The 17,117-nt window shown below is 60.6% G+C and carries 8 protein-coding genes and 1 other annotated feature; all 8 genes read left to right on the top strand.

Annotation, left to right across the window (positions count from 1 at the left end):
* The first annotated feature begins 49 nt into the window (after positions 1-49).
* Positions 50-1,284, top strand: a protein-coding gene (locus tag BN2503_RS11185) for an IS3 family transposase (RefSeq protein ID WP_148639748.1) whose coding sequence is annotated in 2 segments (ribosomal slippage) — positions 50-338 and positions 338-1,284 — 1,236 coding nt in all. Because the reading frame shifts where the segments join, the coding sequence is not laid out codon by codon here.
* Positions 328-444 (top strand) — a sequence feature (AL1L pseudoknot). Its footprint overlaps the gene before it by 117 nt.
* Before the next feature lie 61 nt (positions 1,285-1,345).
* A complete protein-coding gene (locus tag BN2503_RS11180) occupies positions 1,346-2,029 on the top strand; it encodes a hypothetical protein (protein ID WP_054256744.1) in 684 nt (227 codons plus the stop codon).
* On the top strand, positions 2,029-2,397 hold the full coding sequence (locus tag BN2503_RS11175) for a chaperone modulator CbpM (RefSeq protein WP_054256743.1): 369 nt from the start codon (positions 2,029-2,031) through the stop codon (positions 2,395-2,397). The genes BN2503_RS11180 and BN2503_RS11175 overlap by 1 nt, the downstream gene beginning before the upstream one ends.
* 108 nt (positions 2,398-2,505) lie before the next feature.
* On the top strand, positions 2,506-7,824 hold the full coding sequence (locus BN2503_RS11170; RefSeq protein ID WP_054256742.1) for a DEAD/DEAH box helicase: 5,319 nt from the start codon (positions 2,506-2,508) through the stop codon (positions 7,822-7,824).
* Positions 7,821-8,690, top strand: a complete 870-nt coding sequence (locus tag BN2503_RS20045; protein WP_139235453.1) for an ImmA/IrrE family metallo-endopeptidase — start codon at positions 7,821-7,823, stop codon at positions 8,688-8,690. Before BN2503_RS11170 ends, BN2503_RS20045 begins: the two co-directional genes overlap by 4 nt.
* A 4-nt stretch (positions 8,691-8,694) precedes the next feature.
* The gene (locus BN2503_RS11160) at positions 8,695-11,520 is read left to right on the top strand and encodes a DUF8741 domain-containing protein (protein ID WP_054256740.1); all 2,826 of its coding nucleotides are present in this window, start codon (positions 8,695-8,697) and stop codon (positions 11,518-11,520) included.
* 2 nt (positions 11,521-11,522) lie between these two features.
* A complete protein-coding gene (locus tag BN2503_RS11155) occupies positions 11,523-16,172 on the top strand; it encodes an Eco57I restriction-modification methylase domain-containing protein (protein WP_054256739.1) in 4,650 nt (1,549 codons plus the stop codon).
* Positions 16,169-17,089, top strand: a complete 921-nt coding sequence (locus tag BN2503_RS20040) for a hypothetical protein (protein WP_139235454.1) — start codon at positions 16,169-16,171, stop codon at positions 17,087-17,089. The genes BN2503_RS11155 and BN2503_RS20040 overlap by 4 nt, the downstream gene beginning before the upstream one ends.
* Positions 17,090-17,117 lie beyond the last annotated feature (28 nt).

The following is a 17,117-nucleotide window of genomic DNA, read 5'->3' as shown; positions in this document are numbered from 1 at the left end:
GAACCGCCCCGGGTTTTGAGGAGGCTCCAACACTTGAGAAGATGGAGCTATGAACAAGTCACCGAAGTTCTCCCCGGAAGTGCGCGAGCGCGCCGTGCGCATGGTGCAGGAGCACCGAGCCGACTACCCGTCGCTGTGGGCAGCGATTGAATCGATTGCCGCCAAGATTGGCTGCGTGCCACAGACCTTGAACGACTGGGTCAAGAAGGCCGATGTCGACAGCGGCCAGCGCCCCGGCACCACCACTGCACACGCCCTGCGCATCAAGGAACTGGAGCGTGAGGTCAAAGAATTGCGCCGGGCCAACGACATCCTGAAGACGGCCAGCGCGTTTTTCGCGCAGGCGGAGCTCGACCGCCGATTGAAGTCTTGAAGAACTACATCGACCGCCACCGTGACGACTACGGGGTCGAGCCCATCTGCCGGGTGCTGCAGATGGCCCCGTCGTGTTACTGGCGCCACGCAGCCCGGCAACGTAACCCGCACCTGCGCAGCGCGAGAGTCCAGCGTGATGAAGTCCTTATGGCAGACATCCAGCGTGTGTGGCATGCCAACTGGCAGGTCTACGGGGCCGATAAGGTCTGGCTGCAGATGAACCGCGAGGGCATCGTGGTGGCGCGCTGCACGGTCGAGCGTCTGATGCGTGCCATGGGCTTGCAAGGGGCACGCCGTGGCAGGGCGGTGCGCACCACCACGCCGGATACCTCGGCCCCGTGCCCGCTGGACCACGTCAACCGGCACTTCCATGCCAGCCGTCCCAACGAGCTATGGGTGTCGGACTTCACCTATGTCTCCACCTGGCAAGGCTGGTTGTATGTGGCCTTTGTGGTGGATGTGTACGCTCGGCGCATCGTGGGCTGGCGCGTCAGTCGCAGCATGCAGACGGACTTCGTGCTCGATGCCCTGGAGCAGGCTCTGTACGAACGCCAGCCAGCGGCCCATGTCTTGACGCACCATTCCGACAGGGGCAGTCAGTACGTCAGCATCCGCTACACCGAACGCTTGGACCAGGCGGGCATACAGCCCTCGGTGGGCAGCAGGGGCGACAGCTATGACAACGCGCTGGCCGAGACCATCAACGGTCTGTACAAGGCCGAGTTGATTCACCGCCGGGGACCTTGGAAGACCAGGGAATCCGTGGAACTGGCCACCCTGCAATGGGTGCACTGGTTCAACCACGTCCGACTGCTCACGCCGATTGGGGGCATCCCTCCGGCAGAAGCTGAAGCAAACTACTGGAGGCAACTCGCCGCCAGCGACACCTCGACAAAGGTGTCAACTTAAACCAACCGGCCTCCTCGATACCCGGGGCGGTTCACTCTGCCCGTTCATTGAGCCCTCAGACATGGAAGAACTTGACCAGCTAGAGCTAGCTCGTGGCTGGGCCCGTGACGACATCGTTGTTGGGGCACGGTGGCCCTTGGCGTTCCACCAGCTGCGTCGCAGCCTGGCCGTCTATGCGCACCGCTCTGGAATTGTGAGTTTGCCAGCGCTTAAGGCGCAGCTACAGCACATCACCCAAGAGATGGCCTCCTACTATGCCGATGGGTTCTCAAAAGCCGTGAACCTGGTGTTCGACAAGACACACTTCTCTCATGACTGGAAAGCCGCCAAGGCGGAGAGCAGCTACTTTGCCTACGCCTTCGGGGTATTGTTCTCAGACGAGGACCTGCTCGGGCGAGGCGCACAACGCATGGCCAACACGGTGGAGTCGCGTAGCCGGCAGGACACCCTGCGCCTTTTCGAGGAGAACAAGCTTGCCTACCGTGAGACCCCTCTGGGCGGATGCGTATCGACAGAAGACTGCAAAACCGACCCTCTGGAGCCAATCCCCTACGATTGCCTGGAGAGCAACTGCGTGAACTTAGTGGTTTACGGCAAGCGACTCGAGCACGTCATCAAGCATCAGGAAGTGGCCGTGGCCACCCTGGCAAGCGACGAAACAGGCAGCGTTGAGCATAGACTTGAAGCCAGTCACCTCAAGGTGCTACTCAAGGCACGCGAGCGTCTTCAAAAGGTGGTCCTGTAATGGCGGCCAAAAGTCAAGTCGACAAGTATTTCGAGGCCTTGGAACGGCTGAAGAGCCGCAAAGAGCCCATCAACAACGATGCGGTTGCCAAAGAGGCGGGCTCAGGTAAGGGCAGCATCAAGAAGTCCCGGCCGGGCTACGCGGCGCTCATTGCAGCCATCGAGCAAGCCGCAGCGGAACAGAAGCAAGTCAAAGCGGCAACTGACCCCACCCCGCAGTTGCGACAGCAGCTTGCATTGGTGCAACAACGTCTCGACAGCGCCTTAGAACGAGAAGTGTGCCTGCTCGACGAGGTGTATCACCTCCGCGAGGAGAACCGGCAACTCAAACAAGGACGGCTGTCCGTCGTTTCGAAGAATACCCCCTGATAGTGCTACTTAGCGTAGCCAAATTGCGCATTTATAGTGCAGTAGTTTAGAGGTGCTGTACAAGTCACCGCATGTCACTGCGAACGGCGAAATAAAGGGAGAAAACGATTGAACGTCTTTGATTTTCGGCAAAACCTTGTCAACGAGTACGCCGAGTTCACTCGTAGCTTCACCCGGATTAAGGCCAATGACATCCGTGCTTTCGTAGATGGTGAGTACGCTTCCCAAAAGTACTGGCCTGAACCTCTGGTTCAGGTTAACCCCAACTTCCAACCGGGCGGCTCTGTAGAGTCCTTGTGTGAGGCAGGTCAACTGAGCCAAACATGCGCCCAGATTTTCCGTTTCGGCAAGAGCGCAGCTTCAGCTGGTCATTCATTGCCCCTGTACAAGCATCAAGTGGAGGCCATCAGCCTCGCTTCTGCTGGCGAAAGCTACGTGCTGACCACAGGCACTGGCTCAGGCAAGTCTCTCTCGTATTTCATCCCCATCATTGACCATTGCCTCAAAGCCCGGCAAGTGGACAAGACCCCCCGGACCAGAGCCATCGTGGTCTACCCGATGAACGCCCTGGCAAACAGTCAGCTCGAGGAACTCAAGAAATTTCTGGGCGCTGACCCAGGAACGCGCCCCGTCACATTTGGCCGCTTCACGGGGCAGGAAAGCACTGAAGAGCGGGAGGCCATGAAGGCTAACCCTCCGGACATCTTGCTGACCAACTTCATGATGCTGGAGTTGCTGCTCACCCGGCAAAACGCAATTGACCAGCAAGTCATCGCCAACGCAAAAGGGCTGAAATTTTTGGTATTGGACGAGTTGCACACCTACCGCGGCCGCCAGGGAGCTGATGTGGCACTGCTCGTGCGTCGGGTTCGTGAGGCTTTGGCTGACAAGTTGGTCTGCATAGGAACGTCGGCCACCATGGCCACCGACGGTACCGAGGTGGAGCGCAATGCCAAAGTCGCAGAGGTAGCCAGTCGCTTGTTCGGCACCAAGATTCCTGTGACCAACATCATCACCGAAACCCTCAAGCGCACCACACCGGAGACTGAAACACTAGAAACAGTCACACCCCGCCTAGCGGCGGTAATTCAAGCAGGCGTTCCCCAAGACCTTGATTTCCCCGCTATGGCGCAGCACCCAGTGTCAATTTGGGTGGAGCTGACGCTGGGTTTGACGTACGAAAGCGGTAAACCTCGTCGGGCCAAGCCCAAAACCCTGGACCATGCTGCCCAGTTGCTGGCAGACGCTTCTGGGCTGGAAAAAGCAGATTGCAGCGACTATTTGCAGCGCTTCCTTCTGCGGGCCTACAACGTTCCCGACTCTTCAGGCAAGTCGCTGTTCGCTTTCAAGCTGCACCAATTCATCTCTGGCGGTGGCAAGGTTTTCACCACCCTGGAGGCGCCTGGGCAACGCGCGGTCACGCTGGATGGTCAGCAATTCGTCTCTGGCGACAGAAGCCGGAACCTCTACAACGTCCACTTTTGCCGGGATTGTGGACATGAGTACATCCCCGTGTGGGACCAGGACGCGGTAGAGGGGCGGACTTTCTCGGTGCGCAGCATTGAAGAGCGCGAGCACGAAGACGACGGCGTCAAGGCCGGCTACCTGATGCCTGATGTATCTGGTGTCTGGGATGAAGCTGACCCAGAAAGCTATCCAGAAACATGGGTTGAAGAGCGGGCTGACGGTGAATGGCGAGTCAAGCCAGCTCAAAAGAAGTTCGTTCCCCAGGCCGTCAAGGTGCGCTCAGATGGCGTTGTGACCCACGACGGCGGCTTGTCCGCATGGTTTATCCCTGGAGGCTTCCGTTTTTGTCTGTCTTGCGGCGTGACCCACACCAGCAATGGCAAGGACTCCCTGAGGTTGACCTCACTGTCTGGCGAGGGCCGGAGTTCAGCGACCACCATGCTGACCTTGGCTTCCCTGCGCTACCTGTACGAGCAAGACCAGGAGCTTTCCCCAGAAGCCAAAAAGGTACTGGGCTTCTCGGACAACCGCCAAGACGCGGCATTACAGGCTGGGCACTTCAACGACTTCCTTCAAGTCTTGTTGACCCGCGCAGCTTTGTTCTCGGCTCTGGAGAGCGCCCCCCAACAAGCACTGTCTGAAAAAGACATCGCCAATGGGGTGTTTGAGGCTCTAGGCTTCCATCGCGACGACTATGCGGTCCGCGCTGAGTACATGCAGCGGCCTGACGTCAAAGGCAACAGCCGCCGTCAAGTGCAAGACGCCATGCGGTCCATCCTGGGGTATCGTGCCTTCTACGACCTGCGTCGGGGGTGGCGCTTCAACAACCCCAACTTGGAACAGCTGGGGTTGATGCACATCCAGTACCAAGACATCGATGACCTAGCTGCCGATGAGCAAGAGTGGAGTGAGGCGCCCCAGGTTTTGCGCGCAGCAAAACCTGCCGAACGGGCGCATGTGCTTCGCTTGCTTTTCGGTTTTATGCGTGAAGGCTTGTGCGTAGCCTCCCGCTACCTGGACCGTACGGAACTGGACCAGCTTCGCACGGTGAGCTTTGCCAACCTGTGCGAGCCCTGGGGCTTCACGGAAGATGAGCGCCCCGTGCCCGCTAAGTGGTTCGTTACCAGCCGTCCTAAGGACGAAAACAACGCGCGCATCAAGCGGCAAAAGCTGGAGGAGTATCTGGTCATCGGCTCCAGCCGTTCAAGGCTCGGCAAAGAGCTCAAGAAAGGCAGCACCTGGGGTGGCGGTAATCCGTACTACAAAGAAATCAAGGATGCCACCTACGGCGATGTCGTCTCGGCATTGCTCAAGGCTGCAGAAAGCTATGGCCTCGTCCGAAAGGAAGAAACCGACTTCGGGTTGACCGGCTGGCAGCTCAACGGCAGCGCCATGCTCTGGCATGTGGGCAATGGCAGCGCAACCAGTCAGGCCCACGAAAACGCGTTTTTCCGCAACCTGTACCGCAACATTGCCAAACTGTTGAGTGAACCGGCACACCGTCTGTTCGATTTCGAGGCCCGCGAACACACAGCACAGGTCGAGCAAGACGACCGCATGGAGCGTGAAGCCCGTTTCCGTTTCACCGACAAAGACCGGGACGAATGGCGTGACAAGCACAGCCACGACTTGGAATGGCTCCCCGTGCTGTTCTGCTCCCCCACCATGGAGCTGGGCGTCGACATCTCCTCGCTTAACACCGTGTACATGCGCAACGTGCCGCCCACGCCAGCCAATTACGCCCAGCGCAGTGGCCGGGCAGGCCGGGCGGGGCAACCGGCATTGGTCATCACGTACTGCGCCAGTCAGTCCCCACACGACCAGTACTACTTCCGCGACCCGGTGCGCATGGTGCACGGTCAGGTCAATGCACCAACGCTGGACCTGGCCAACCGCGAACTGGTGCAAAGCCACCTGCAGGCCATTTGGTTGGCCGAGACGGGCAAAAAGCTGGGCAACAGCATTCGTGACCTGCTCGATATGGAGAAGCCGCAGGACTTACCGCTCATCACCGACTTGGCTGACGAGCTCTCCAAGCCAGCCGCCCAACGCAAAGCGCATGAGCGTGGCCTGGCAGTGCTGGGCATGCTCAAAGACGAGCTCACGCCCGAGCGGGCTCCCTGGTTCACGCCAACTTGGCCAGAATCTGTGTTCCAAAGGGCGTTCAAAGAATTTGACAGCGCTTTGAACCGCTGGCGCGACCTCTACCAGGCCACGGCCCAGGCCATCGAGCTCAATTACAAGAAAGAAAACAACCCCGCCGCCAGCGAACGCGAACGCCGAGAGGCCCAGCAACGCCACAACGAGGCGCGCAAGCAGCGAGACCTGCTGTTAGCTGGCGACAGCGCCTTCAACAGCGATTTCTACACCTACCGCTACTTGGCCAGCCAGGGCTTCCTGCCTGGCTACAACTTCCCGCGACTGCCGCTGATGGCGTACATCCCAGCCCGCCGAGGAAACATCGGGCGGGAAAGCTTCCTGTCGCGCCCTCGATTCCTGGCCTTGAGCGAATTTGGCCCGTACAGCCTCATCTATCACGAAGGCAGTCAGTACCGGGTGACCAAAGCCCTGCTCACCATCGGTGGCCAAGACCAGGTGGCCGACGGTGCCAAACTGCCCACCGAAGTTGCGCGCCTGTGCCCCATGTGTGGCTACGGCCACTTCCGCACCCAGCGCGATGCAGACCGCTGTGTATCCTGTGGTGCCTCTCTGGATGGCGCCGAGGAGGTCAAAAACCTGTATCGCATTGAAAACGTCTCCACCAAACGGGCAGAGCGCATCACCGCCAACGAAGAGGAGCGCACGCGTCAAGGCTACGAGATGCAGACCACCCTGCAGTTCGCTCAGGCCGACGGCAAGTTGCAGATGGTCACGTCCATCGTCTCTGATGAGCAGGGCCCCTTGTTGGAACTCCAGTACGGTCCGACCGCCACCATTTGGCGTATGAACTACGGCTGGAAGCGACGCAAAGACAAGAAAGTGCTGGGCTTCATGATTAACCCCGTCACAGGTCATTGGGTCGGCGGTGAAAACGAAGCGGGAGAGGGCGAAGGTGAAGAAGCGCCGCCAGACAAGACACCCCCACAGCGCATCGTTCCATTCGTGGAAGACCGCCGCAACATCCTGGTCGTGATGCCGCACCACCGTTTGGGGGTGCTGGAAGAGACGACCATGACCACGCTGCAATACGCCTTGAAGCGTGGTATTGAGGCGGTGTACCAGCTGGAAGAAAGCGAACTCGTGGCAGAACCATTGCCCGGCCGTAGCAACCGCCAGTCCATCCTGTTCTTTGAGGCTGCTGAAGGTGGCGCAGGTGTGCTCACCCGCATTGCCACCGAGCCCCAGGCCCTGCGCACGGTTGCGGCAGAAGCACTGAGCATCATGCACTTCCACAAGCCCGTTGAAAGCACGACCTGGAAGAAGTCAGAGCTCACCCAGGAGCAGGATGAGCATGGCCAGACGCTGTGCGAGGCTGGCTGCTACCGATGCCTGCTCTCTTACTACAACCAGCCAGACCATCCCCTTATCGACCGGCAAGACAAGAAGGCAGGCGGCCAGCTGCTCGACATCCTTTGCCGATTGACCAAATCCACCTCAGTCCGTGGTTCGCAAGGCCGCGCACCTGAGCAGCACAGCGCGGAGCTGGAGCGCATGTCAGCCAGTTCTCTGGAGAAGGCTTGGCTCGCCCATGTGGAAGAACACGGCTATCTCAAGCCCGACCGTGCTCAGCACACCTTGACCGCCGTAGGCGTGAACGCAGACTTTTTCTACGACGACTACAGTCTGGCTGTATTCATCGACGGCCCCCATCACGACACCGATAGTCAAAAGGTCAAGGACACAGAGGCCAACCGCAAGCTGGAAAACCTGGGACTTATCGTCGTGCGTTTCCCCAAAGAACAAGACCAATGGCCGGCCATCTTTAAGGCCAATGCTGACCTGTTTGGAGCTGGGCGGTGAAGGGGAAGCAAGCAGACCTTTTCGCTGAAATCTCATCCTCTAGTCGACGAAGGCTTCAGTCGTTTGCCGAATGTGCTGCTGCTATTGATGGCTTGTTTCAGGATGCTGTCAAACACGAGGGCAACACTGCATTCACTTCCTACATCGAGTTTGCACGTCGCATGAGCAATCTGTCGGTCTACAACGCGATGCTGGTTCGCGTTCAGAGGCCAGGCGCTGCAGCGGTCGCGACCGAGAAAAAGTGGAACTCAATCCAGCGCCACGTTCGACCAGGTGCGATACCCATAGTGGTACTTCGCCCTTTCGGGCCGGTCTCCTTTCTCTATGAAGTAGCAGACACAGACGGATTTCCCTTGCCCGGGGAGGATGCCAATCCGTTTGTTGCCCGTGGTGAGATGCATGAGGTGGAGTGGGGGCACCTGCTCAAACACCACCGCGAAAAAAACGCCATCCGCATTGAGGAGCGTAACTTTGGAGCGCTGCTCGCCGGAAACGCACGAAACCTCCAAGCGAAACCGTCACTGGTGCCCGACGTTGCCCAAACCGAGTGGTTGGTGCAGCTCAACCAAAACCACACCATACCCACTCGTTTTGCTACTTTGGCTCACGAATTGGGTCACATCTTTTGTGGCCACTGTGGCCCAGACCCAAAGGGTCGATGGCCTGACCGCTCCTCTTTGCCTTACGAAGTGCACGAGACCGAAGCAGAGGCGGTGGCTTACCTTGCGGCTTCCAGGCGGGGGTTGGATGTTGCATCCATGGAGTACCTCTCCGAACTTATAAAGAAGGTGGACTTTCGGCAAGTCAGTCTGTACGCCATTTTTGAAGCTGCAAACCGGGTTGAGACCCGAATGAGTGAAGGCTAGTCAATTGCAAGTCAACTTTTATCCCGGCAGCCTTGTTTCTGCCCGTGGCCGCGAATGGATAGTGCTGCCCGAATCCACTACCGACACCTTGCGCCTGCGCCCTCTGGGTGGCGGCGAGAAGGACGAGTCACTGATTTACCTGCCGCTGGAGCTTCAGCCCGTCGGCCCAGCCACCTTCCCCTGGCCTGTGGTGGCACAGGCGCGCAATCACTCTGCCAGCCAGCTGCTGATGGACGCCCTGCAGCTCAAGCTGCGCAGCGGGGCGGGCCCGTTCCGCAGCTTTGGGAACATTGCCGTAGAGCCCCGTGCCTACCAGTTGGTGCCGCTGCTCATGGCCATGAAGCAGCCCACTGTTCGGCTGCTGATTGCAGATGACGTAGGTATCGGCAAAACCATCGAAGGCGCATTGATTGCTCGCGAGATGCTCGACCGTGGCGAAATCCACCGCATGGCCGTGTTGTGCCCGCCGCACCTCTGCGAGCAGTGGCAGCGCGAACTTGAAGACCGCTTCCACATCCAGGCGGTGGTGGTGCGCAGTTCCAGTGCCACGCGGTTGGAGCGCGACCTGCCGCCCGGCACCTCGGTGTTTGACGCCCATCCGTTCACCGTCGTCAGCCTGGACTACATCAAGTCTGAACGCCGGCGCGAAGCCTTCCAGCGCTTTTGCCCCGAATTCGTCATCGTGGACGAAGCCCACACCTGCACCCAGGGCGGTCAAGGCCGCCAGCAACGCTTCCAACTCCTGAAGGGCTTGGCAGAAAATCCCCAGCGCCACATGGTGCTGCTCACGGCCACCCCACACAGCGGTGATGAAGACGCCTTCTTCAACCTGCTGGGCCTGCTGCGCAAAGACTTCACCCAGCTCAAAGACCTGCCCGTCGGCGCCCGTACCGACCTGCGTGAGGACCTCTCGCGCCACTTCGTCCAGCGCCGTCGCCCTGACATTGCCGAGTGGCAAGACGCCAGCATGTTCCCCGACCGCGAGACGGCGGAAATCACCTACAAGCTGACCGGGGGCTGGGGGCAGCTGTTCAACGACGTGCTGGACTACGCCCGCGAGTTGGTGGTGAGTTCCGAAGGGAAGGGCCAACGAGAACAGCGCATGAACTGGTGGGCCGCACTGGCCTTGCTGCGCTGCATTTCTTCGTCGCCGGCCGCTGCTGTGAACGCGCTGCGCACCCGCCTCAATGGAGGGCAGGGTGAAGGAGAAGAGGGCGCGGAACTCTCGCTCGAAGAGCTGGAAGCCCAGGCCAGCGAGCGCGTCATGGATGGATTGGACGACGCACTGTCCACCGACGACATCGAGCCCGCAGCCCAGACTGAAGACACCGCACACCTGCAAGAGCTCATCGCCGCGGCTGAAAACCTCGCTGGCGCCGCCAACGACCCCAAGCTGGCCAAGCTGACCACCCACCTGCAAGCCCTGGTGGAAGAAGGCTTCAAGCCCGTGGTGTTCTGCCGCTATATCGCTACCGCTCATTACCTGGCTGAGTACCTGCGCGGTAAGTTCAAGAAAGCCACCATCAAGGCCGTTACCGGCGAGCTCACTCCTGGTGAGCGCGAAGCCGCTGTGGCCGAGCTGGGTGATACCGAGCAACGCATCCTGGTGGCCACTGACTGCCTGTCTGAAGGTATCAACCTGCAAGGCTTGTTCACCGCCGTGGTCCATTACGACCTGAGCTGGAACCCTACCCGCCACGAGCAGCGTGAAGGCCGGGTGGACCGCTTCGGCCAGCAGGCCAAAAAAGTGCGCAGCACCATGCTCTACGGCGAGGACAATCCTGTAGACGGTGCCGTGCTGCAGGTGATTCTGCGCAAGGCCGAAAGCATCCGTAAAGAGCTGGGCGTGCTGGTGCCCATGCCTGACGACGAAGGCAAGCTCACCCAGGCGCTGCTCAACGCCGTGCTGCTGCGCAAGCACAACGCACTGGGCAAACAAGCCCAAATCGGCTTCGACTTCGGTGAGCCTGCCCAGCAGATTGAAACCGCCTGGCAAAGTGCCCGCGAAAAGGCCGCCAAAAACCGCTCTATCTTCGCCCAGCGCCGCCTCAAGCCCGATGACGTGCTTCCCGAGTGGCGCAAATCCGCCGCTGCACTCGGTAACGAAGACGACGTGCAGCGCTTTGTGAGCCGGGCCATGGCCAAGCTGGGAGCGGGCCTCGAACCTTACAAAAACCACTTCAAAGCACCACTGGACGCCTTGCCTCAGACGTTGAAAGAGCGCCTGGCCGCTGAGGGCCTGACTGGCACCTTGCGCATTGACTTTCAGCAACCCGCCGCCCAAGGCTCCACCTTCATCCAACGCACCCACCCGCTGGTGGTGGCTCTGGCAGACACCCTGCTCGAACAGGCCCTGGACAGCCAGAATGAAGACGCTGACGGCGTGGCCCGTGCTGGCGCTGCCTTTGTGGGCAACGTCGCCCTGAAAACCACCGTGCTGCTGCTGCGCCTGCGCCACCAACTCAGCATCACCCGGGACAACAACACCCGCCTAATGCTCTGCGAAGAAACCGTGGCCGTCAGCATCGCTGGTGCCGAGCCCTTGACTGAAATTCCCTTGCCACAAGCCCGCGAACTCTTGGGCGCACAGGCCAGCCGCAACATGCCTCCCGTGATTCGAGACCGCCATATCCAGCAAGCCCTGGACAGCCTGCCGACTTGGCAAACCGCGCTGGAGGCCATTGCGCAAGCTCGTGCCCAAAGCCTGCTGGCCGACCACCGCCGCGTGCGTGAAGCCGCCGAAGCCCGTGGCAGCTACCAGGTCACGGCCAGCCTGCCGGTGGATGTGATGGGTGTCTACGTGCTGGTCCCAGCTGCTGTGGAGGTTTGACCATGGCCCGCAAAACCACCCAGCAACTCGCCTACACCGCCCTGCGCATCGAGGGTGGCCTTATCCCGGCCGAAGAACTCACCCGCCTGACCACCCTGGCCGCGCCCGAAGCCACCGAGCAGACCGAGGGGCACTACGACATCCCCAAGGGCCTCAAGCTCCGCGATGAAATCGCGCGGTACTTCAAGATTGCGCAAAACCTTTGGCAAGACTTTGCACAACAACGCCTGCGGCAAGACGCCAATCCGCACAGCGTCACGGTGCAAACCCTGCTGCTGCCTTTGCTGCGCCAGGTGCTGGGCTACACCGACCTGACAGCACAAAGCAGCGTGCCTGCCAGCGGCAACAGCCACCACACCTACAACATCGGTCACGCCGCTCTGGGCGGCCGCCTACCCGTGGTGCTTGCCGGATTTGACCAACCCCTGGACCAGGCCGCCGAGCGCTTTGGCGATACCAACCCCGAAACGGGCCGCACCCGCCGCCGCAGCCCCTACATGCTGGCCCAAGAGGCACTGAATGCGTCTGACCAATCCCTGTGGGCCATCGTCAGCAATGGCTTGAAGCTGCGCATCCTGCGCGACAACCCCAGCCTGACCCGGCCTGCCTACATCGAGGTGGACCTCGAAGCCATCTTCACCGAAGAGCTGTACGCCGACTTCACCGCCTTCTGGCTGCTGGCCCATGCCTCGCGTTTTGGCAAAGCCCAGCCAGACGGCACCCACACCGAGCCCACCGACTGCCCCTGGGAGCGCTGGCGCAACGCAGGCCAGAAAAGCGGCGAAACCGTGCGCATGAACCTGCGCTTTCAGGTGGAGCACGCCCTGCGCAGCCTGGGTACAGGCTTTTTAAGCCACCAGGCCAATACCAGCCTGCGCGAACAGCTACAAAATCCAGAGCGCAGCAGCGCCACCAAACAGGCGTTTTTTGAAGAACTGCTCAGCCTGGTCTATCGCTTCATCTTCCTGGCCACCGTGGAAGACCGCACCGACCCCAGCACGGGCCGCTCGCTCATCTTCACGCCCGACGCCACTGAAGAACAGCAGCAACGCTACTGGCAGGGCTACAGCCTGACCTGGCTGCGCGAACGCGCCGTGCGCCGCAGCAGCCACGACACCCACAGCGACCTGTGGCAAGCCCTGAGCATCACCTTCAGCGGCCTGGCCACCGGCCAAGCCGCACTGGGCTTGCCCGCCCTGGGCGGCCTGTTTGCCCAAGAGCAATGCCCGCTGCTGAACCAGTGCCAGATAGACAACCGCCACTTGCTGGCCGCCGTGTTCCAGCTGGGCTACTTCCGCCAGTCCACCGGCCTCACCCGCGTGAACTACCGCGACATGGGCGCCGAAGAGCTAGGCAGCGTTTATGAAAGCCTGCTGGAGCTGGTGCCCGACTACCAGCACCTGAGCCAGCCCCACGCCGCCCGCCTGGCCTTTGTGGGCGATGAGGACGAGGCATCGAACAAAGGCAACGCCCGCAAGCTCACCGGCAGCTACTACACGCCCGACAGCCTGGTGCAAGAACTCATCCAAAGCGCGCTGGAGCCGGTGATTGCTCAAACCGTGCAAGCCAACCCAAGCAATCCGGTCAACGCCCTGCTGGAACTGACCGTGTGCGACCCGGCTTGTGGCAGCGGGCACTTTCTGCTGGCCGCCGCCCGCCGTCTGGCCGATGAAGTGGCCAAGCTGCGCGCTGCCGCCGTGGGTGGCGCCCCCACGCCCTCCGACTACCGCCACGCCCTGCGCGATGTGGTGGGCCACTGCATCTATGGCGTGGACAAAAACCCCATGGCCATTGCCCTGGCCAAAACCGCGCTGTGGCTGGAGGCCTACACCCCCGACCGCCCCCTGACCTTTATCGACCACCACCTGCAGGTGGGCGATGCGCTCTTGGGCGTGCTCGACCCCAAGATTCTGGAAAACGGCATCCCCGACGAAGCCTACGCCGTGCTCATTGGCGACGACAAAGCCACCGCCGCCGCCCTGAAAAAGCAGAACAAGGCCGAGCTCAAAAGCTGGAAGCAGGTGGTGGCCAACGACCTGTTTGCCGCCACCACCCTGGTGCAAGACGCCAGCGCCGTAGAACGCCTGGCCGACGACACCCTGGACGGCATTGCCGCCAAGCGCAGCGCCTGGGCGCAGGCCAGCCAGCAGGCCGGGCAAAGCACCCTGGCCAAGCTGGCCGATACCTATGTGGCCGCCTTTCTGGCGCCCAAAGTGCCGCAAGGGCAGGGGCAGATTCCGCTCTCGGGTTACCTGTGGAGCCTGCTGCACCCCAACCCCCACCAGCCGCCCCAGCCCGAACTGGCGCAGGCCGCGCACGACCTGTGCCGCGCCCACAGCGTGTTCCATTGGTGGCTGGCCTTTCCGCAGGTAGCCGCCAAAGGTGGTTTTGCCGTCATGCTGGGCAACCCGCCGTGGGAGGTGTCGCAACTGGGGGAAGAAGAATTCTTCGCAGCCCGTGCGCCGTCGATTGCAAAACTGTCTGGCGACAAGCGCAAAAAGGCCATTACAGGATTGGCAACAGAGCAACCTTGGCTGTGGGACGAGTACCAAACAGCGAAACGAGGCTACGAGGCTACCAATTTGTTTTATCGAGGGTCTGGTCGTTTTCAGCTGACGGCGTTTGGGAAACTCAACACCTATGCGCTGTTTGCCGAAAGCCTGTTCCAACTCACTGCCCCGCAGGGCCGCGCCGGCTTTATCGTGCCGACCGGCATTGCCACCGACGACTCGACTAAGCTTTACTTTGAAGCCGTCACTCAGCAAAGGCGATTGGCGGCTCTTTACTCCTTTGAAAACGAAGAGTTTGTCTTTCCGGAAGTTCACCATGCAATGAAATTTTGCTTGGTTGTCACCGGTGGCCGGGATTCAGGATTCAAGGCAGCAGAGTTTGTGCATTTCGCAAGGCAGGCTACTTATCTTCAAGACCCAGCACGCCGCTTCACCCTGACCCCTGACGATTTCCGCCTCATCAACCCCAACACCCGCACCTGTCCGGTGTTCCGCAGCCAGCGCGACGCCGAGCTGACCAAAAAGCTCTATAGCGCCGCCCCCGTGCTTATTCGTGAAGCTGAGATGGATGGTGAAGGCAAAGACGCGCGGGAAGTAGCCCCAGAAATCAACCCTTGGGGCATCAGCTTTTCCCAAGGCTTGTTCAACATGACCAGTGCCAGTGACCTGTTCATGAACGGGCCGGCGCAAGGCAGCGAACATCGTCGGCTGCCACTGTACGAAGCCAAGCTGATTCACCAATTCGACCACCGTTGGGCCACATTCACTCCCGACCCAGCAACAAGCAACGACGATTGGTCAGCGCGGGATGTCACGCCCAGCGAGAAAACTGACCCCTCGTACCAAGTAGCAACCCGATATTGGGTGGATGAACGCGAAGTGCTGGCCCGCATTGCCCGCGTGCCCAGCCGCGTGGCCAACGCCTGGCTGGCCTGGCAACAGGCCACCGACGCCGCCCAGCACAACGGCAGCGGCAGCGCCGAAGCCACAGTGCTGCAAGAGCGCCACACCGCCCTCACGCTGGCCCTGGCCAGCTGGGTGGCCGGCGCCCTGTTCCGCACCGAGGCCGACCGCCTGCACGCCAGCCATCCGGCGCCCAGCCCAGCCCCTGATACTGGCAGCCTGTTTGCAGAATATGAGCAAAATCGGCCTCTAGCGCCCGGCCAGCAAGCGCAAGCAGCTATCAATAAAGGAGTGAAAACCGACGCTGCACGCTGGAGCAATACCACGGTATTGCGCGCTACCGAAACCACCGAGCGTCTGCTGGCCAGCCACCACCCCCTGCTGGCCGACGCCCTCAAGGCCGATGGCGCCAGCGGCAAAAAAGCCCTGCCCCTGTTCCAGAAATGGGCGCTGCAAGACGACCCCCACCAAGGCCTGGGCCTGAGCAGCGACGAACTGGCCCAGCTGCAAGCCCTGCAAACACCCGGCACCACCAGCATGGCGCTGGAATGGCTGAACGCCTGGATGGACCGCCGCAGCCCGAGGTGGTTGATGGGGTGGCGTGACATTACCAACGCTACCAACGAACGCACCGTGATTGCTTCGGTGGTGCCGAGGGTGGGGGTGGGGAACAACATGCCATTGATGCTGTTCGCCCCTGCAACCAACGCTGCCAATCAAGCGGCCCTGTTGGGCAACTTGGTGTGTTTGACTTTCGACTTTGTGGCTCGGCACAAAGTGGGCGGAACCCACCTCAATTACTTCATCTACAAGCAGCTCCCCGTCCTACCCCCCGAGCGCTATACCCCCGCCGACTTGGCCTATATCGTCCCGCGCGTGCTGGAACTCACCCACACCGCCCACGACATGCAAGCCTGGGCCGACGACCTGCTGGCCGCCCTGCCAAGCGCCGACCCGCGCCCGCCCGAGCAGCACGGCATCCCGCTGCCTCCCTTCCCCTGGAACCCCGAGCGCCGCGTCCAACTGCGCGCCGAACTCGACGCCTACTACGCCCGCCTCTACGGCCTAGACCGCAACGAGCTGCGCTACATCCTCGACCCCGCCGACGTCATGGGCGCGGACTACCCCAGCGAAACCTTCCGCGTGCTCAAAAACAGCGAACTGCGCGAGTTTGGTGAGTACCGCACGCAAAGGCTGGTGCTGGCGGCGTGGGATGGGATGGCGGGTGCGGCGCTATGACCATTGTTTCCATCCGCTTCGGTTTTCTGAACCAGCCGCTGACTGTCTCTTGGCGCTATGGAACCATAAGACCCGTGCCCAACTTTGAAGAGATTGCCAGCTGTTTTGAGCAATCAGCTGGTGTCTACAAGGGATGGGTCTATCCGCCTATCAAGGCAGTAGATGCTCAGGGCGCCGCGGCAAAGAAGGCTTGGGTACCCGCTTCCTTTTCGATGCCGTCATCGCACATCCTGACGCCTCGTCCCAACGCTGACCCAGCACACAGTGATTTTTTTATCGCACTGTTCGGTTTTTTGCATGGCCAACGGCTGCAGCGAGAAGGCTGGCAGCATTTTTATAAAGCGCCGGTCAGTCGGCAGTTATGCGACTTTGTGGTCAACAAGACGTCCACAGAGTGGGCCTTGGACCAGGCTCTGACATTTTGCGAACGGCACAGCAGCAACAAGGAGGTACTGAAACTGGCCTTTGGCGCTTTGCATTGGCATACCTTCGCACAGTTGTATGAACATGAATTTGAGCGGTTTGATGCCCAGTACAAGGCGCTGGACGCTTGCTACCGGCTCGTATGCCTGACGCAGGACTCCTTCACACCGGAGCGAACCCATGCCAAACGGGCCGCGTGCTTGTGTGAGCACTTTGGGGTGGAGCCCCCTGACTGGGTCAGTCCGTCCAAAAATCAAGACGCTCAAGGGACGTGTGAACTTGCCATCCGGCGTAATGCACTTGCCCATGAGGCGCTGTATGGCGGCCAGCCTCTTGGGTTCGCCCATCCCGCAGACCATGGAGCAATGGTCTTGGGTTTGAAGTCCTTGGTAGCGCGCATCTACCTGAGTGCATTGGGTGTGAACAACGAGTACACCCAGTCCAGCGCAACCACAAGGTCGGTACAAGCCTTTGATTACCCAAAATCCTTCTGATTTTTGTTCTTTGATGATTTTTTGCATA

Source organism: Paenacidovorax caeni, from assembly GCF_001298675.1.
Lineage (GTDB): Bacteria > Pseudomonadota > Gammaproteobacteria > Burkholderiales > Burkholderiaceae_C > Paenacidovorax > Paenacidovorax caeni.
This window is presented reverse-complemented; position numbering and strand designations above follow the sequence as displayed.

Bases quoted from the DNA above. Each gene is read 5' to 3' on its own strand.
- BN2503_RS20040 (WP_139235454.1), top strand. From the start codon at position 16,169: ATGACCATTGTTTCCATCCGCTTCGGTTTTCTGAACCAGCCGCTGACT.
- BN2503_RS11175 (WP_054256743.1), top strand. From the start codon at position 2,029: ATGGCGGCCAAAAGTCAAGTCGACAAGTATTTCGAGGCCTTGGAACGG.
- BN2503_RS11155 (WP_054256739.1), top strand. From the start codon at position 11,523: ATGGCCCGCAAAACCACCCAGCAACTCGCCTACACCGCCCTGCGCATC.
- BN2503_RS11180 (WP_054256744.1), top strand. From the start codon at position 1,346: ATGGAAGAACTTGACCAGCTAGAGCTAGCTCGTGGCTGGGCCCGTGAC.